The 14311-nt window shown below is 74.9% G+C and carries 15 protein-coding genes; 13 read left to right on the forward strand and 2 right to left on the reverse strand.

Going from position 1 to position 14311, the window contains the following annotated elements; all coding sequences use genetic code 11:
- The first annotated feature begins 6 nt into the window (after nt 1-6).
- From AC5L34_RS20495 to AC5L34_RS20555, 13 genes are all read left to right on the forward strand, one after another.
- A complete protein-coding gene (locus tag AC5L34_RS20495; protein ID WP_088999969.1) occupies nt 7-273 on the forward strand; it encodes an acyl carrier protein in 267 nt (88 codons plus the stop codon).
- Nucleotides 273-518: a hypothetical protein gene (locus AC5L34_RS20500; protein WP_088999970.1), complete on the forward strand. Its 246-nt coding sequence runs from the start codon at nt 273-275 to the stop codon at nt 516-518. Before AC5L34_RS20495 ends, AC5L34_RS20500 begins: the two co-directional genes overlap by 1 nt.
- The gene (locus AC5L34_RS20505) at nt 511-1593 is read left to right on the forward strand and encodes a beta-ketoacyl-[acyl-carrier-protein] synthase family protein (protein ID WP_494826466.1); all 1083 of its coding nucleotides are present in this window, start codon (nt 511-513) and stop codon (nt 1591-1593) included. The genes AC5L34_RS20500 and AC5L34_RS20505 overlap by 8 nt, the downstream gene beginning before the upstream one ends.
- Nucleotides 1590-2123, forward strand: a complete 534-nt coding sequence (locus tag AC5L34_RS20510; RefSeq protein WP_441176626.1) for a beta-ketoacyl synthase chain length factor — start codon at nt 1590-1592, stop codon at nt 2121-2123. Before AC5L34_RS20505 ends, AC5L34_RS20510 begins: the two co-directional genes overlap by 4 nt.
- Nucleotides 2120-3736, forward strand: a complete 1617-nt coding sequence (locus tag AC5L34_RS20515) for a class I adenylate-forming enzyme family protein (protein WP_494826468.1) — start codon at nt 2120-2122, stop codon at nt 3734-3736. The genes AC5L34_RS20510 and AC5L34_RS20515 overlap by 4 nt, the downstream gene beginning before the upstream one ends.
- Nucleotides 3733-4971 carry a beta-ketoacyl-[acyl-carrier-protein] synthase family protein gene (locus AC5L34_RS20520; RefSeq protein WP_441176623.1) on the forward strand — a complete coding sequence of 413 codons (1239 nt, stop codon included), beginning with the start codon at nt 3733-3735 and terminating at the stop codon, nt 4969-4971. The genes AC5L34_RS20515 and AC5L34_RS20520 overlap by 4 nt, the downstream gene beginning before the upstream one ends.
- 67 nt (nt 4972-5038) lie before the next feature.
- The gene (gene hppD / locus AC5L34_RS20525; RefSeq protein ID WP_494826470.1) at nt 5039-6139 is read left to right on the forward strand and encodes a 4-hydroxyphenylpyruvate dioxygenase; all 1101 of its coding nucleotides are present in this window, start codon (nt 5039-5041) and stop codon (nt 6137-6139) included.
- On the forward strand, nt 6136-7065 hold the full coding sequence (locus tag AC5L34_RS20530) for a phytanoyl-CoA dioxygenase family protein (RefSeq protein WP_441176621.1): 930 nt from the start codon (nt 6136-6138) through the stop codon (nt 7063-7065). Before hppD ends, AC5L34_RS20530 begins: the two co-directional genes overlap by 4 nt.
- A gap of 1 nt (nt 7066) precedes the next feature.
- A complete protein-coding gene (locus AC5L34_RS20535; RefSeq protein ID WP_441176620.1) occupies nt 7067-7864 on the forward strand; it encodes a DUF3050 domain-containing protein in 798 nt (265 codons plus the stop codon).
- Nucleotides 7861-8832, forward strand: a complete 972-nt coding sequence (locus AC5L34_RS20540) for a thiamine pyrophosphate-dependent dehydrogenase E1 component subunit alpha (RefSeq protein WP_494826473.1) — start codon at nt 7861-7863, stop codon at nt 8830-8832. Before AC5L34_RS20535 ends, AC5L34_RS20540 begins: the two co-directional genes overlap by 4 nt.
- Nucleotides 8833-9804 carry an alpha-ketoacid dehydrogenase subunit beta gene (locus AC5L34_RS20545; protein ID WP_441176618.1) on the forward strand — a complete coding sequence of 324 codons (972 nt, stop codon included), beginning with the start codon at nt 8833-8835 and terminating at the stop codon, nt 9802-9804.
- A complete protein-coding gene (locus AC5L34_RS20550; RefSeq protein ID WP_494826475.1) occupies nt 9805-11163 on the forward strand; it encodes an ATP-grasp domain-containing protein in 1359 nt (452 codons plus the stop codon).
- A gap of 174 nt (nt 11164-11337) precedes the next feature.
- Nucleotides 11338-12300: a phosphotransferase family protein gene (locus AC5L34_RS20555; RefSeq protein ID WP_494826477.1), complete on the forward strand. Its 963-nt coding sequence runs from the start codon at nt 11338-11340 to the stop codon at nt 12298-12300.
- Nucleotides 12301-12453: 153 nt separating this feature from the next.
- Here the strand turns inward: AC5L34_RS20555 and AC5L34_RS20560 are convergent, their stop codons facing one another.
- Together AC5L34_RS20560 and AC5L34_RS20565 are read right to left on the reverse strand one after the other, a co-directional pair.
- Entirely contained in the window at nt 12454-13143 is a 690-nt protein-coding gene (locus AC5L34_RS20560) for an SGNH/GDSL hydrolase family protein (RefSeq protein WP_494826479.1), read from the reverse strand.
- A 344-nt stretch (nt 13144-13487) separates the two neighbouring features.
- Nucleotides 13488-14273 carry a GNAT family N-acetyltransferase gene (locus tag AC5L34_RS20565; RefSeq protein WP_494826481.1) on the reverse strand — a complete coding sequence of 262 codons (786 nt, stop codon included), beginning with the start codon at nt 14271-14273 and terminating at the stop codon, nt 13488-13490.
- Nucleotides 14274-14311 lie beyond the last annotated feature (38 nt).

Genomic DNA, 14311 nt, shown 5'->3' on the forward strand with positions numbered 1-14311 from the left:
TTAACCATGCGACCCGAGATCCGCGCCTTCGTCGTCGAGCAGCTCGAGGACATGAACTACGACGTCGAGGGCATCGACGACGACACCACGCTCGGCCCGTCCGGGGTGGACCTGGAGTCGCTGGCCCTCGCCGACCTCGCCGTACGCGTCGAGGACCGCTACGGCCTCAAGTTCGCCGACGACGAGTCCGAGAAGCTGGCCCTGATGACGGTCGGCGAGTTCACCACGATGGTCGCCGACCGGGTCGCCGGGGCGCCGAGCGACAACTCCTGATGGCCGGTCAGCCCGACCTGGGGCGGGCCGACCTGGTGACCATGCTCGCCGACCTGTCCGGGAAACCGTCCGCCGAGGTCGGCGACCGGATCGGCTCCATGGAACTGGCCTGGCTGGTGCACCTCGTCGAGCAGCGCCACGACCGGCGGCTCGACCTCACCGACGACCAGCTCGCCGCGATCCGCACCGTCGACGACGCCCTGGCGGTCTTCCGTACCGCCCTGACCGCCGCCGCCGATGGCTGAGCCGGCGGCCGTCCCGATCACCGGCGTCCACTCGAGCAGCGCGTTCGGCAGGGGAACCGACGCGCAGCTCGCCGGCGTGCTCGCCGGCGACCCGGCGTTCCGGCCCGTGGACCGCTTCGACACCACGCCCCGCCGGGTCGACGCCGCCGCCACCCTGCCCGACGCCGGTGACCTCGCCGACGAACTCGCCGAGGCCGTGGACGCGGCTTGCCGGGCCGCCGGCCTCGACGCCGGCCGGCGGGCCGGTACCGCCCTGCTGCTGGCCGTGCACGGCGGCGCGCACGTGCCGGCGCTCACCACCGCGCTGGCCGCCCGCAGCGGGCTCACCGGCCCGGCCCGGGCGTACACCACCGCCTGCGTCTCGGCCAGCAGTGCGGTCGCCGACGCCGCCGCCCTGATCCGCCGGGGCGACGTCGACCGGGCGGTGGTGGCCGCCGGCTACCTGGTCGAGCCCGACCAGTACGCGCTCTTCGACGCCGGTCGTGCCCTCGCCACCGACGGCGCGGTGCGCCCGTTCAGCGCCGGCCGCACCGGACTGCTGCTCGGCGACGGCGTCGCCGCGGTGGTGCTGGAGTCGCGGGCCGTCGCCCGGGACGCGGTCGCCGACCTGCTCGGCTGGGGCCGGGCCGGCGACGCGTTCCACCCCTGCCAGCCCGAGCCGGGCGGGCGCGGCCTGGCCCGCGCGGTCACCGCGGCGCTGCGCCGCGCCGGGCTGACGGCGGAGGCGATCGGGTACGTCAACGCCAACGCCACCGGCACCGGCCACAGCGACGCCGCCGAGGCCGCGGCCCTGCGCACCGCGTTCGGCGCGGCGGCGGCACACGTCCCGGTCAGCTCCACCAAGGCGCTGCACGGGCACGCCCTGGAGGCCTCCGGCCTGCTGGAACTGGTGGTGACCGTGCTCGCCCTGCGGCACGGGAAACTGCCCGTCAACGCCGGCTGGCTGGCCCCCGACCCGGCCTGCCCGCTGGACGTGGTGCGCGACGCGCCCCGGCCCGCCAGCACCGGGTACGCGCTGAGCCTCAACGCCGCCTTCGGCGGCGCCAACACCGCGCTGCTGGTCGGTACGGCATGAGCGCGACCGGCAACCTCACCGTGCTGGCCGAGGCGGCCTGGCCCGAGCCGGGCGACGGGGCGCCGCCGCCGGTGCCCGGGTACGTGCACTCCCGCTTCCCGCCCCTCGTCGCGGCCGTCGCCGAGCGCTGCCTGACCCGGGCGTACGGCCGGCGGCCGGCCCCCGACGGCGAGCGGACCGCGGTCGTGCTGGTCAGCGCGGCCGGCGACCGGGCCAGCGCCGCCCACGTGCGCGCCACGGTCGCCGCCGGCGGCCGACCCGGGCCGCTGTTCTTCTTCCAGTCGGTGCCCAACAGCGTGGCCGGGCACGTGGCCGCCCGCTGGGGCCTCGGCGGGCCGGTGGTCTGCCTCGCGCCCGTCGGCGACCCGCGCGCCGAGGGCACCGCCGAGGTCGAGCTGCTGCTGCACGACGGCGACGCCGACCGGGCGTTGCTGGTCCTGATCGAACAGGCGCCCGACGACGGCGTCCCGGGCGGGGCATCCGCAACCGGCGCCGTCGCGGTGCTGCTGGGGGGAGGAGACGCACCATGAGGAACAGGGGACTGCGCGGGGTGCTGGCCGCCGACGAGCGGATCGGCGCCGGCAACGTGCTGGCCCGGGTGCTGGCGCACGGCGCCGACCCGGACGGGCCGGGCCTCACCTTCGACACCGGTGTGGACGGCCACCCGGCCGGGCGGGCGCTCACGCTGGGCCAGCTCGACGAGCGCGTCGCCGCCCGCGCCGCCTGGCTGCACGAGCGGGGGATCAAGCCCCGCGACCCGGTGGCCGTGTGGGCCACCGCGGCCGCCGACATGGTGCTCAGCTTCCTCGCGCTGAGCCGCCTCGGGGCCATACCGGCGCTGATGAACGGCCGGCTGCGTCCCGAGATCGCCGCCGAGTACGTGCGCCGGCTGCGCGGCGTCGGGGTGCTCGCCGACGACGCGCACCGCGCCCTGCTGGCCGGCCACGATTTCGGCGTCCCGCTGCTCGGCACACCCGCCGAGGCCGGCGCTGGCGACCCCACCGCCGCGCCCGGGCACTACCGGCACCACGCCGACGACCCGGTCGTCATCACCCACACCTCCGGCACCACGGGGGTGCCGAAGGCGGTGCTGCACTCGCACGCGAGCCTCTTTGCCGCCACCCGGCACCTGCTCGCCATGCCGCAGGCGCAGGGCACCCGCCGCATCCTCAACGCGCTGCCCGCCCCGCACACCGCCACCGTGCTCATGGTCAACCAGGCCCTCGGCAACCGCGCCGAGATGCTCCTGCTCTCCGACCAGGGCGGCGAGCGGGTGCTGGAGGCGATCCAGCGCTGGCGTCCCGACGGGGTGTTCGGGTTCTCCGTGACCTGGGCGGAGCTGGCCCGCTTCGACCTGTCCGCGTACGACCTGGACTCGGTGTCGCTGTGGTTCAACACCGGCGACTGCTCACACGAGCCGCACGTACGCCGGCTGGTCGCGGTCGGCTCCCGCGACGTGGCGACCCGCGACGGGGTCACCCGGGTGCCCGGCTCGGTCTTCATCGACGGGCTCGGCTCCAGCGAGATGGGGCACTCGATGTTCCACATCACCCACCGCGTCGACACCGACCGCTACGGCCGCTGCGTCGGTCGCCCCTACCGGTTCGCCCGGGTCGCCGTGCTCGACGCGGCAGGTGAGCCGGTGCCGGCCGGTGAGGTGGGCTGGCTCGGCATCGACTCGCCGTCGCTGTTCCGGGGCTACTGGAACGACTCGGTCACCACGTACCGGTCCCGGCAACGCGGCTGGTACCTCACCGGCGACCTGGTGTACGCCGACGGCGAGGGCCGCTACTACCACCTGGACCGGGCAGTCGACTCCGTCGACGCCGGGGACGGGCGGCGGTTCTACACCGCCCTGTCCGAGGAGCGCGTCCTCGCCGCCCTCCCGGACGTCACCGACTGCACAGTGGTGATCACCTCGGGCGCCGGCGGGGTGGTCACCGACGTGCTGCTGGAACTCGCCGCCGGCGCCGAGGCCGCCGAGGACCGCACCGAACGGGTCCGGGCGGCGCTCGGCCCGGACGTCGGGGCGACCCTGCGTCGGGTGGTGCCGGTCCGCTCCGCCGACATCCCGGTCACCGTCACCGGCAAGGTGCGCAAGGTGGCGCTGCGGGAGCGCTACCTCACCGAGTCGCCGTCATGACCGCCGTCATCACCGGGATGGGGCTGTTCACCCCCGTCGGGCGGGGCGTCGAGGCCACCTTCGACGCGCTCTGCTCCGGCCGCTCCGGGCTGACCCGACCGCCGGCCGGGCACCCGGCGGCCGGGTCGCTGGAGGTGGCCGGCCTGCTCCCCGACGTCGACCCGCGCACCGTCGCCTCCGGACCGGAGACCAGGGTGCTGGACCGGGTCGTGGTGCTCGCCCTGCTCGCCGCCGCCGACGCGCTCGCCGACGCCGGCATCGAGGTGGGCGGGAACGTGGACCCGGGCCGGGTCGGGGTGATCGTCGGCGGCGTCGGCGGGATGGCCACCCTGGAGGCGCAGGTGCTGGCCCGGGCCGAGCGGGGCCGCGCGGCGGTCAGCCCGTACCTGCTCACCGGCATCCTGCCGAACATGCCGTCGGCCCGCATCGCCATCCGCCACGGCATCCGCGGCTACACGTCGTCGGTCGGCACGGCCTGCGCCTCGGGCGCGCAGTCGATCGCCGACGCGCTGCGGCTGATCCGCGCCGGGGAGGCCGACGTGGTGCTCTGCGGGGCCAGCGAGGCGCCGCTGTTCCCCACCTTCGCCGACACCTTCGGCAACGCCCGGGCGCTCGCCCGGGGCTGGGCCGACCCCACCGCGGCGAGCCGGCCGTTCGACGCCCGCCGCAACGGGTTCGTCCTCGCCGAGGGCGCCGCCCTGCTGGTGCTGGAGAACGCCGAGCACGCCGCCGCCCGGGGCGCCGCCGGCTACGCCGAGGTCGCCGGGTACGGGGCGACCACCGACGCGTACCACCCGACCGCCCCACGGCCCGACGGCGCCGGCGCGGCGGAGTGCATGCGGCGCGCGCTGGCCGGCGGCGGCGTGCCCGCCGCGCGGGTCGGCTACGTCAACGCGCACGGCACCGGCACGAAGCTCGGCGACATCGCCGAGACCACCGCGCTCGCCGACGTGTTCGGCGTCGGCGGCGTGCCGGTCAGCTCCACCAAGGCGCTCACCGGCCACCTGCTCGGCGCCTCCGGGGCGCTGGAGGCGGCGGCCACCGCGCTGGCGCTCGGCCGGGGCCTGCTGCCGCCGACACACAACCTCGACGAGCCGGACCCGGCCTGCCCGGCCGACCACATCCGCGCCGAGCCGCGCAAGACGGACACCGGATACGCGCTGACCAACTCCTTCGGCTTCGGCGGACAGAACGTGAGTCTGCTGCTCGCCCGGGCCGCGCAGCCGAGGGACTGACCACGCTCCATCCCGGGCGGACCGCGCCCGGGCGGCAACCACGGGGAACCGTGAAAGGGCTGAGGACATGGACATCCGTGGGATAGACCACATCGAACTCTTCGTGGGCGACGCCCGCCAGGCGGCCTTCTACTTCGACCGCGCGGTCGGCTTCCACCTGTGCGGCCAGGGCGGCCCCGAGACCGGGCTGGCCGAGCAGCGCTCGCTGCTGCTGTGCCAGGGCGACGTCCGGATGCTGCTCACCACCGGACTCACCGCCGAGCATCCGGCGTCGCGCTACGTGCGGCGCCACGGCGACGGCGTGGCCGTCGTCGCGCTGGAGGTCGACGACGCCGCTGGCGCGTACGCCGAGCTGGTGCGCCGGGGCGCGACGCCGGTGACGGCGCCGACCACCCGCACCGGCGCGGACGCCGAGGTGGTGACCGCCGAGGTGGGCGGCTTCGGCGACGTGCTGCACCGCCTCGTGTCCCGGCGCGGCGACCCGGGCGAGTTCCTGCCCGGGGCGATCGAGATGACGCCCGTCGACGGCGGTGGCAAGCTGCTCGCCGAGGTCGACCACCTGGCGGTCTGCGTGCCGCCCGGCCAGCTCGACGAGACCGTCGGGTACTACCGGGACGTCTTCGGGTTCGCGGAGATCTTCGCCGAGCACGTGGAGGTCGCCGGGCAGGCGATGAACTCCACGGTGGTGCAGAGCCCGTCGGGTCGGGTCACCCTGGTGCTGCTGGAGCCCGACCGCACCCGCCGACCCGGGCAGCTCGACGCCTTCCTCGACCAGCACGTCGGCGCCGGGGTGCAGCACCTGGGGCTGCGCACCGACGACATCGTCACCGCCGTCGCCGCCCTCGCCGAGCGGGGCGTGCGCTTCGCCGGCACCCCGGCCAGCTACTACGACGCCCTGGAGGCGCGCGTCGGCCCGGTGGACACGCCGCTGGACCGGCTGCGTGACCTCGGCGTCCTCGTCGACCGCGACCACGGCGGGCAGCTGCTGCAGATCTTCACCGAGTCCCTGCACGTGCGCCGCACGCTCTTCCTGGAGCTGATCGAACGGCGCGGGGCGCGGACCTTCGGCAGCGGCAACATCAAGGCGCTCTACGAGGCCAAGGAACGGGAACTGGCCGCCGCGGGAACCACCGTCGCGGCCCCGACACCGCAGGAGGTGCGGGCGTGACCGCGACCGAGTTCGAGCCGGTACTGACCGCCGAGGAGGAGGCGCTGCTGCCCTCCGACGAGGACGTGGCGTTCTACGCCGCGCACGGCTGGTACCTGTCGAAGAAGCTGCTCACCGACGACGAGGTGGACGCCCTCGCGGCCGCCGCCGACCGCTACTACGCCGGCGAGCGGCACCGACGCCTGCCGGTACGCCCACCGAAGCTCGCCTACTGGGACCCGTCGAAGGGCCCGGTGCAGCGGCACAACGACTACGTGCACCACGAGCACGACGGGCTCGGGGCGATCCTGCGCAAGCCGCTGATCGGGGCGGTCGCCGCCCGGCTCGCCCGGGCCACCGAGATCCGCGTCTTCCAGTCCACGCTGATCTACAAGCCGCCGGTCTCGGGCGAGCCGTCCAACATCGTGCCCTGGCACTTCGACAAGCACTACTGGGCGTCCTCGTCGTCGGAGGACATGCTCACCGCGTTCATCCCGATGCACGACTGCGGCGAGGAGATGGGCACCATCACGATGGTCGACGGCTCGCACCGCTGGGAGGAGACCGGCGCCGACGACACGGTGGTGCGCCACTTCGCCGACCGCGACCGTGACCAGCTGGAGGAGATGCTCGCCGAGAACGCGGCCCACAACGGCGCGGAGATCCGCAAGGTGCCGATGGTGATCCCCAAGGGGCACATGAGCTTCCACCACTGCCGCACCTACCACGGCAGCGGCGCCAACGTCAGCGGTCGCCCGCGCCGGGCGATCTCGCTGCACCTCCAGGACGGCGACAACGCCTGGCGGGAGTACCCCCTCTCCGACGGCACCCCCGCCGCGTACAACCACGACGTGCTGGTCCGCCGCACCCACGACGGGCGGCCGGACTACGCGGACCCCGAGTACTGCCCGGTCATCTGGCGCCACCGCGCCCCGCAGGGAGGCTGACATGTCACGGTACGACTGGGGAAGGACCCACCCGGGGATCGAGCGGCTGGAGAAGGCGGTGAGCGAACGCCGCGAGGCGGTCGTGCGGCACCCCCTCTACGCCGCCCTCGACACCCACGAGGCGCTGGTCACCTTCATGGAGCACCACGTCTTCGCCGTCTGGGACTTCATGTCCCTGCTGAAGTCGTTGCAGCGGCAGCTCACCTGCGTCACGGTGCCGTGGATCCCCACCGGCCCGACGGGCAGCCGCCGGCTGATCAACGACATCGTGATGGTGGAGGAGAGCGACGAGCTGGGCGACGGGCACATCAGCCACTTCGAGCTGTACGTGCGGGGGATGCGGGAGGCCGGCGCCGACACCACCGCCGTCGACCGGCTGGTCGAGCTGCTGCGATCGGGCCGGCCGGTGGCCGAGTCGCTGGTGGCGGCGGGCGTACCCGCGCCGTCGGCGGCGTTCGCCGGCACCACCTGGCGGATCATCGAGACCACCCCGGTGCACTGCCAGGCCGCCGCGTTCGCCTTCGGTCGCGAGGACCTGATCCCCGACATGTTCACCCAGGTCGTGGCCGTCAACGAGCGCAGCCGGCGGCTGCACACGTTCGTCGACTACCTGGAGCGGCACATCGAGGTCGACGGCGAGCAGCACACCCCGATGGCGATGCAGATGCTCGCCGACCTGTGCGGCGACGACGACGCCAGGTGGCAGGAGTGCGCGGACACCGTCAACACCGCGCTCGCCGCCCGCGCCCGGCTCTGGGACGACATCCTCGCCGCCGTCAAGGAGGGGCGCGACCGGTGACGGGCACCGACCCGGTCCGGCTCTACCGGACGGTCCGCCTGATCCGCCGGTTCGAGGAGCGGGCCATCGAGCTGGTCCGCTCCGGGCACGTCGTCGGCGGCATCCACCCGTACCTCGGGCAGGAGGGGATCGCCGCCGGGGTGTGCGCCGCCCTGGGCGCCGACGACGTGGTCGCCGGCACCCACCGGGGGCACGGGCACGTGCTCGCCAAGGGCGCCGACCCGGCCCGGATGCTCGCCGAGCTGTGCGGCCGGGTCACCGGCCTCAACGCCGGCCGGGGCGGCTCCATGCACGCCGCCGACTTCGGCGTCGGCGTACTCGGCGCGAACGCCATCGTCGGCGCGTCCGGGGCGATCGTCACCGGCGCGGTGTGGGCGCGGCGCCGGCGCGGCGACGACACCGTCGGGGTGAGCTTCTTCGGCGACGGCGCGGTCAACGAGGGGATGCTGCTGGAGGCGTTCAACCTGGCCGCGCTGTGGCGGGTGCCGGTGCTGTTCGTCTGCGAGAACAACGGCTACGCCACCACCATGCCCGTCGCGGGCGCGGTCGCCGGCAGCATCACCGGCCGCGCCGCCGCCTTCGGCATCCCGGCCGCCGTCGTCGACGGCCAGGACCCCGAGGCGGTACGCGACGCCGCAACCGCCGCCGTCGACCGGATGCGCGCCGGCGGCGGCCCCGAACTGATCGAGGCCCGCACCTACCGCTTCGACGCCCACCACACCTTCGAGCACGCGGTACGCCTCGACTACCGCCCGCCCGACGAGGTGGCCCGGGGCCGCTCCCGCGACCCGGTGCACATCCAGGGCGACCGGCTGCCCGCCGCCGTACGCGCCGACGTCGACGCCGAGGTGGAGGCGGTGTTGGCGCGGGCCGTGGAGTTCGCGCTCGCCGGCGCCGAGCCGGACCCGGCCGACGCCCTCGCGTACCTGTACGCCAGCGGCCTGACCGCGCGCACCGGAGGTGGGTAGATGCCCCGACTGTCCTACCGCAGGGCGCTCACCCGGGCCCTGGCCGACGAGCTGGCCCGCGACGAGTCGGTGTTCCTGCTCGGCGAGGACATCCGGGTGGCCGCCTCGGCCGTCACGGCCGGGCTGTTCTCCCGGTTCGGTCCGCAGCGGGTACGCGACACCCCGCTGTCGGAGCAGGCGTTCACGAGCTTCGCCACGGGCGCGGCCCTGGCCGGGATGCGGCCCGTGGTCGAGTTCCAGATCCCGTCGCTGCTGTTCCTGGTGTTCGAGCAGATCGTCAACCACGCGCACAAGTTCCCGCTGATGAGCGGGGGGCAATGCGCGGTTCCCGTCACCTACCTGGTGCCCGGCTCCGGCTCCCGTACGGGCTGGGCGGGGCAGCACTCCGACCACCCGTACAGCCTCTTCGCCCACGTCGGGGTGACCACGGTCGTGCCGGCCACGCCGGCCGACGCGTACGGCCTGCTGGTGTCGGCGGTGCGGTGCGACGACCCGGTGGTGGTCTTCGCCCCCGCCGGGGCGATGGACGTGCGCGCCGACGTCGACCTCGCCGCGCTGGCCCCGGTGCCGCTGGGCCGGGCCCGGGTGCACCGGCGCGGCGACGACGTGACCGTGGTCGCGGTCGGGCACCTGGTGCACGACGCCCTCGCTGTCGCCGAGGAACTGGCCGACCAGGTGTCGGTGGAGGTGTTCGACCCGCGCACGCTGTACCCGTTCGACTGGGACGCGCTCGCCGATTCGGTGGCGCGCACCGGGCGGCTGGTGGTGGTGGACGACGCCAACCGCTCCTGCGGCATGGCCGCCGAGATCATCGCGACGATGGTCGAGCGGGTGCGGCTGGTCGCCCCGCCGCGCCGCGTCACCCGCCCCGACGGCGCGGTGCTGCCGTTCGCCCCGGCGCTCGACCGGGCCGTGCAGCCCAGCCGCGAGCAGCTGCGGGCCGCCATCGGGCACGTCATGAAGGAGGGATGAATGGAGCACGCCGACTACCGCTGGCCCTCCGCCGCGCGCGCGTGGCTCGACCTGCCCGCGCCGGTGCGCGCCGACATGGTGGCCGCCGGGGCAGGGGCGTGGCGCGAGGTCTTCGACGGCCGGGCCACGTACAACGAGCGGTGGCGCCTGGCCCGGCCGCCGGTGATGGACGAGACGTCGCTGGGGGTGCTCAACGCCGTCTCCGACCGGCTCGCCCAGCTCATCTTCGAGGCGTGCCGGCGGCGGGCCGCCACGGCGGGGGAGCTGCGCCGGCTGCTGAGCGTGCCCGACGGCGAGACCCGGCTGCTCGACGACGACGAGCCGCTGACCGAGGCGCTGCTGGCCGCGTTCCGCCCCGACGTGCTGCTCTGCGACGGGGTGCCGCGCTTCGTCGAGTACAACATCGACAGCAGCCTCGGCGGGGCGTTCGACGCGGACACCACGGTGCGCCGCTTCGTCGACGTCTACCGGCGGCGCGGCCTCACCGACCGGGTCCGGTTGTCGGCGGCACCCTCGGCGGTGGACCAGCGGTTCGCCGCGATCCGCGCCGACCTCGGCCTGCCCGAGGGCGCCCGGGTCGCCATGCTGATCGACTTCGACGCCGAGTACCCGGGGCTCGACGACCCGCAGCGCTTCATCCGGCTGCTGTCGCCGGTGGTCGAGCGGGCCGCCGCGTGCGGCATGGACCTGGTCGTCGCGCCGGTCTCCCAGGTGAGCCTCGACGACCGCAAGCGGCTGGTCGCCGGCGGCGCGCCGGTCGACGGGGTGTTCCGGCTGTTCGTGCCCAACCGGGTCACCCCGAGCGCCGGCGTGGACGCCCTGGCGGCGGCGCTGGCGGCGGGCACGGCGCCGATGTGGGTGTCGGCGGCGGCCTGGCTGGTCGCCAACAAGCGCGCCTTCGCCTGGCTGTGGGAGGACGCCGACACGCTGCCGGCGGCGGACCGCGACCTGGTGCACCGGTACGTGCCGCGTACCTGGACGCTGACGGCGCAACTGCTCGACCGGGCGGTGGCCGGCCAGGCCGACCTGGTGGCGAAGCCCGCCGACGGCTCCGCCGGGGTGGACGTGCTGATCGGCCGGGAGACCGACGCCGACGCGTGGCGCGACGGCCTCACCCGCGCCGTCGGGCGGGGCGGCTTCATCCTCCAGGAGTACGTGAAGGCCGACGACGTCCCGCTGGACTTCGTGCACGTCGGCACCGGCGAGACGGTCGCCGCCGAGGTGCCGTACAGCATCGCCCCGTACCTGTTCGGCCGCCGGCCCGCCGGCGCCTGCATCCGTACGGGCTTCCCGGGCTGCGACGGCGTCCTCAACCTGGCCCGCGGCGTCCTCCTCTCCGGCCTCCTGGTGACCCCCTGACACGGCCGCTCCTCCCGCGCCTCCGACCCTCTGACGCGTCGATGATGCAGGTGTGGTGGAGTCCAGATCGGAGAAGACAGGGTGAGCCAGGCACCACGACTGCACGATCCGCGATCAGGCGGGCGGGCGAGGGCGGGTTCGGTCCGGCAGGATCTTCGGGTGGGTGGGGCGCGGGTGGGGTTGACGGTTGGGGAGCTGCGGGCGGTGGCGCAGGCGGCGTTCGGGGGCGGGCGGGCGCTGGTGTCGGCCGAGCGGTTGGCCGGCGGCACGAAGAAGGGCGTCTACCGGCTGACCCTCGACGACGGGTCTACCGGCATCGCCTACGTGTGGCATCCGGCGGAGGACTACTGGCCGGTGCGGGCGGCACCGGAACGCGACGACCCGTTCGGGCACGCCACCGGGGCGGGGCTGTTCGAGGCGGCGCACCGCGAGTTCACCGCCGCCGGGGTGCGGATGCCCCCGCTGCTGCTCGCCCCCACCGCGGGCCTGCTGCCCGGCGAGGTGGCGGTGGTGCAGGACGTCCGGGGCGGCACTCTGCAGGACCTGCGCCGGCGCGACCCGCGACGGGCCGAGGTGGTGCTGGCCCGGCTCGGCGACGCCGTCCGGAGCATGCACGCCCGCCGTCGCGACCGGTACGGCCGGCCGGGCCTCGACGGGCCGACGCCCGGGCGGCCGGTGGAGCGGATCATCCTCGACCGGGCGCTGCGGGACCTGACCGAGGCCGCCGCCCGGGTGGAGCGGATCGCCGACGTGCGGGACCGGCTCGCCGACGCCCTGGCCGAGCGGTGCGCCGCCGTGGCACCCCGCTCCCGGTACGGCCTGATCCACGGCGAACTCGGCCCGGACCACGTGCTCGTCGACGAGCGGGACCGCCCGGTGCTCGTGGACATCGAGGGCGCGGTGTTCCTCGACGTGGAGTGGGAGCACGCCTTCCTCGAACTGCGCTTCGGCGACGCCTATCCGGCGCTGGCCGTGGACGGTCTCGACGGGAACCGGCTGCGCCTCTACCGGCTCGCGACGTACCTGTCCCTGGTGGCGGGTCCGCTGCGCCTGCTCGACGGCGACTTCCCGGACCGGGCCGGCATGCTCGCCATCGTCGAGCACAACATCACCCGGACGTTGGACCAGCTCGCCTGAGCCGTCGCCGTCGCCGGGGTTACGAACCCGCCACCGGTCGACCCGCGCGCCTACCGCAGGGTCACCGCCCGCATGATCCGGCGCACCGCTGCGACGGCGGCCAGGGAGTCAGCCAGCGAGCCCGTCTGACACGCCGGGCTGTGGTGGGCGGGGTCAGCTCGGGCGGAGGCTCGCCAGGTGGGCGCCGAGGCGGCGGACCGTCTCGGCGGCGGCCACCGCGTCGCTGCGGGCGCTGCCGTGCCGGCCGTCGCTGCTGTACATCGACGCCTCGGCGACGAGCGGATGGTCGGTGAGCCGCACGTGCAGGGTGCCGAGTTGCTCGGCGAGGGCCTGCGTGCGTGCGGAGAGCCGGCGCATCCGCGCGCCCAGGTCGGCCCGGTGCCGCTCGGGCACGGCGGGGCTGAGCGAGACGTCGAACATGCCGACGGTGATGACGTCAGCCCCGGCGGCGCGCAGCGCCTCGATCATCGCGGTCAGCTCCGCGTCGACCGCGTCGGCGTCGTACCTGCGGCTGAAGGCGTCGTTGCCGCCGCAGACCACCAGCGCCAGGTCGGGGCGGAACGCCAGCGCCGGGGCGAGCTGGGTGGCGCGCACCTCGTGCGCCCGCAGCCCCCGCAGGCCCAGGTTGAGGTACGCCAACTCCGGCCGGACGGCCCGCAGCTCGGCGGCGATCCGGTCGGCCCACTGCACGTCGGGATAGCCGTCGACGGGCTCGCAGAGCCCCTCGGCCACGCTGTCGCCGAGCACCGCGAAACGATGCCACGGGTGCCCGCGCAGCAGCGCCGCGCTCTCGCCGTCGCGCAGGCACCACGGATCCGTCGATTCGGTCAACGTCGATGGCATGCCGGCACGCTAGCCCACCCCCGGCGCCCGGAACAGGGTCCGTCGTCCGACCCGGGTGAGCCGTGAGGGCAGTGGAGACGGTGCGGTCGGTCAGGGACCGCGACGCTCGGCCGAGCCCGCCCCGGCCGGGTGTGCCTCAGGCACCACGGCGGCATGGTGCAGGTGGCGGTGTGCGGGCCGGCGACCGCGATGTTGACGGACCTGGCCCGGCAGCGAACGTGATCGACACGTCGGCTGGCCAGTTAGGCGATGATCCCAGGTCCGGCGGCCGGCCGCAGTTCGTGGACTGCCCGTCGCACTGAGCGTCAGCGGCGGCTGGTCGTCGGCCACGGCCGGGCGAAGGTTCAACGCGCGTCAGCAAGACGGAGGCGGTACGTGCGCACGCTGTCACCGTCGGGCGTCGGCCGATCAGCTCCCGCCTCCCAACCCAACCGCTCGTAGAACCCTGTCGCCCCCAGGGGCCCGATCGACGTCTGCGCCTCGACCCACATCGCGCCGGCGTCTCGGGCCATGTCGACGAAATGAGCGGCCAGCACCACCCCGATGCCGCTCATGCGCGAATCGGGTCGCACCGCCAGCGCAGTCATGACTGCCACGTGTGGAGTCACCACCGACCCGTTTCGCTCCGGTGTCGCCGCGACCGCCCGCCGGCGCAGCACCCGCCGGGCCAACGGCCGGACCCGCGTCCGCAGGACACGGACGGCAACAGCGGGCCGGACAATCAGCGCGCCGAGAGCGGCGAGGGCGAGAGACGCCGCCACGCGCCGGTCCCTTGCCAGCTCGGCGGTGTAGGCGGCGTGGTCACTGGCACCCAGCACAAATGCGACGATCTCCTCCTGCCGGGCGGCAGTGCGGACAACGACTGCGCCCACCCCGTACGGGGAGTTCAGGTAGGTGCGCTGCCAACGGCGGACGAAGCGGGCACCAAGCGCTGGAAAGAGCCCCATCGGAAGCAACTCGACGTGGGCGCGGGCCATCGCAGGGAGATCCTCATATCTGGCCCGTCGCAGAGCCAGCCGGCCTGCCATCCGGTCAGCCTCTGCGGGCTCCTCGGTCGCCGGCGGCGCAACGATACCCAGACGGAGATCGTCGATCATCCCCCGGGGAATGCGCATCTCGTCAGCCCTCACGTGTCAGGGTCAGATCCCTGTCCCGAGGACCTGACCTT

The sequence above is a fragment of the Micromonospora sp. ZG13 genome, from assembly GCF_059359355.1.

What these genes read in the sequence shown, in the direction of transcription:
- AC5L34_RS20545 (WP_441176618.1), top strand. Translation starts at nt 8,833, where the DNA reads ATGCCCCGACTGTCCTACCGCAGGGCGCTCACCCGGGCCCTGGCCGAC.
- AC5L34_RS20495 (WP_088999969.1), top strand. Translation starts at nt 7, where the DNA reads ATGCGACCCGAGATCCGCGCCTTCGTCGTCGAGCAGCTCGAGGACATG.
- AC5L34_RS20515 (WP_494826468.1), top strand. Translation starts at nt 2,120, where the DNA reads ATGAGGAACAGGGGACTGCGCGGGGTGCTGGCCGCCGACGAGCGGATC.
- AC5L34_RS20520 (WP_441176623.1), top strand. Translation starts at nt 3,733, where the DNA reads ATGACCGCCGTCATCACCGGGATGGGGCTGTTCACCCCCGTCGGGCGG.
- AC5L34_RS20505 (WP_494826466.1), top strand. Translation starts at nt 511, where the DNA reads ATGGCTGAGCCGGCGGCCGTCCCGATCACCGGCGTCCACTCGAGCAGC.
- hppD (WP_494826470.1), top strand. Translation starts at nt 5,039, where the DNA reads ATGGACATCCGTGGGATAGACCACATCGAACTCTTCGTGGGCGACGCC.
- AC5L34_RS20550 (WP_494826475.1), top strand. Translation starts at nt 9,805, where the DNA reads ATGGAGCACGCCGACTACCGCTGGCCCTCCGCCGCGCGCGCGTGGCTC.
- AC5L34_RS20560 (WP_494826479.1), bottom strand. Translation starts at nt 13,143, where the DNA reads ATGCCATCGACGTTGACCGAATCGACGGATCCGTGGTGCCTGCGCGAC.
- AC5L34_RS20500 (WP_088999970.1), top strand. Translation starts at nt 273, where the DNA reads ATGGCCGGTCAGCCCGACCTGGGGCGGGCCGACCTGGTGACCATGCTC.
- AC5L34_RS20535 (WP_441176620.1), top strand. Translation starts at nt 7,067, where the DNA reads ATGTCACGGTACGACTGGGGAAGGACCCACCCGGGGATCGAGCGGCTG.
- AC5L34_RS20510 (WP_441176626.1), top strand. Translation starts at nt 1,590, where the DNA reads ATGAGCGCGACCGGCAACCTCACCGTGCTGGCCGAGGCGGCCTGGCCC.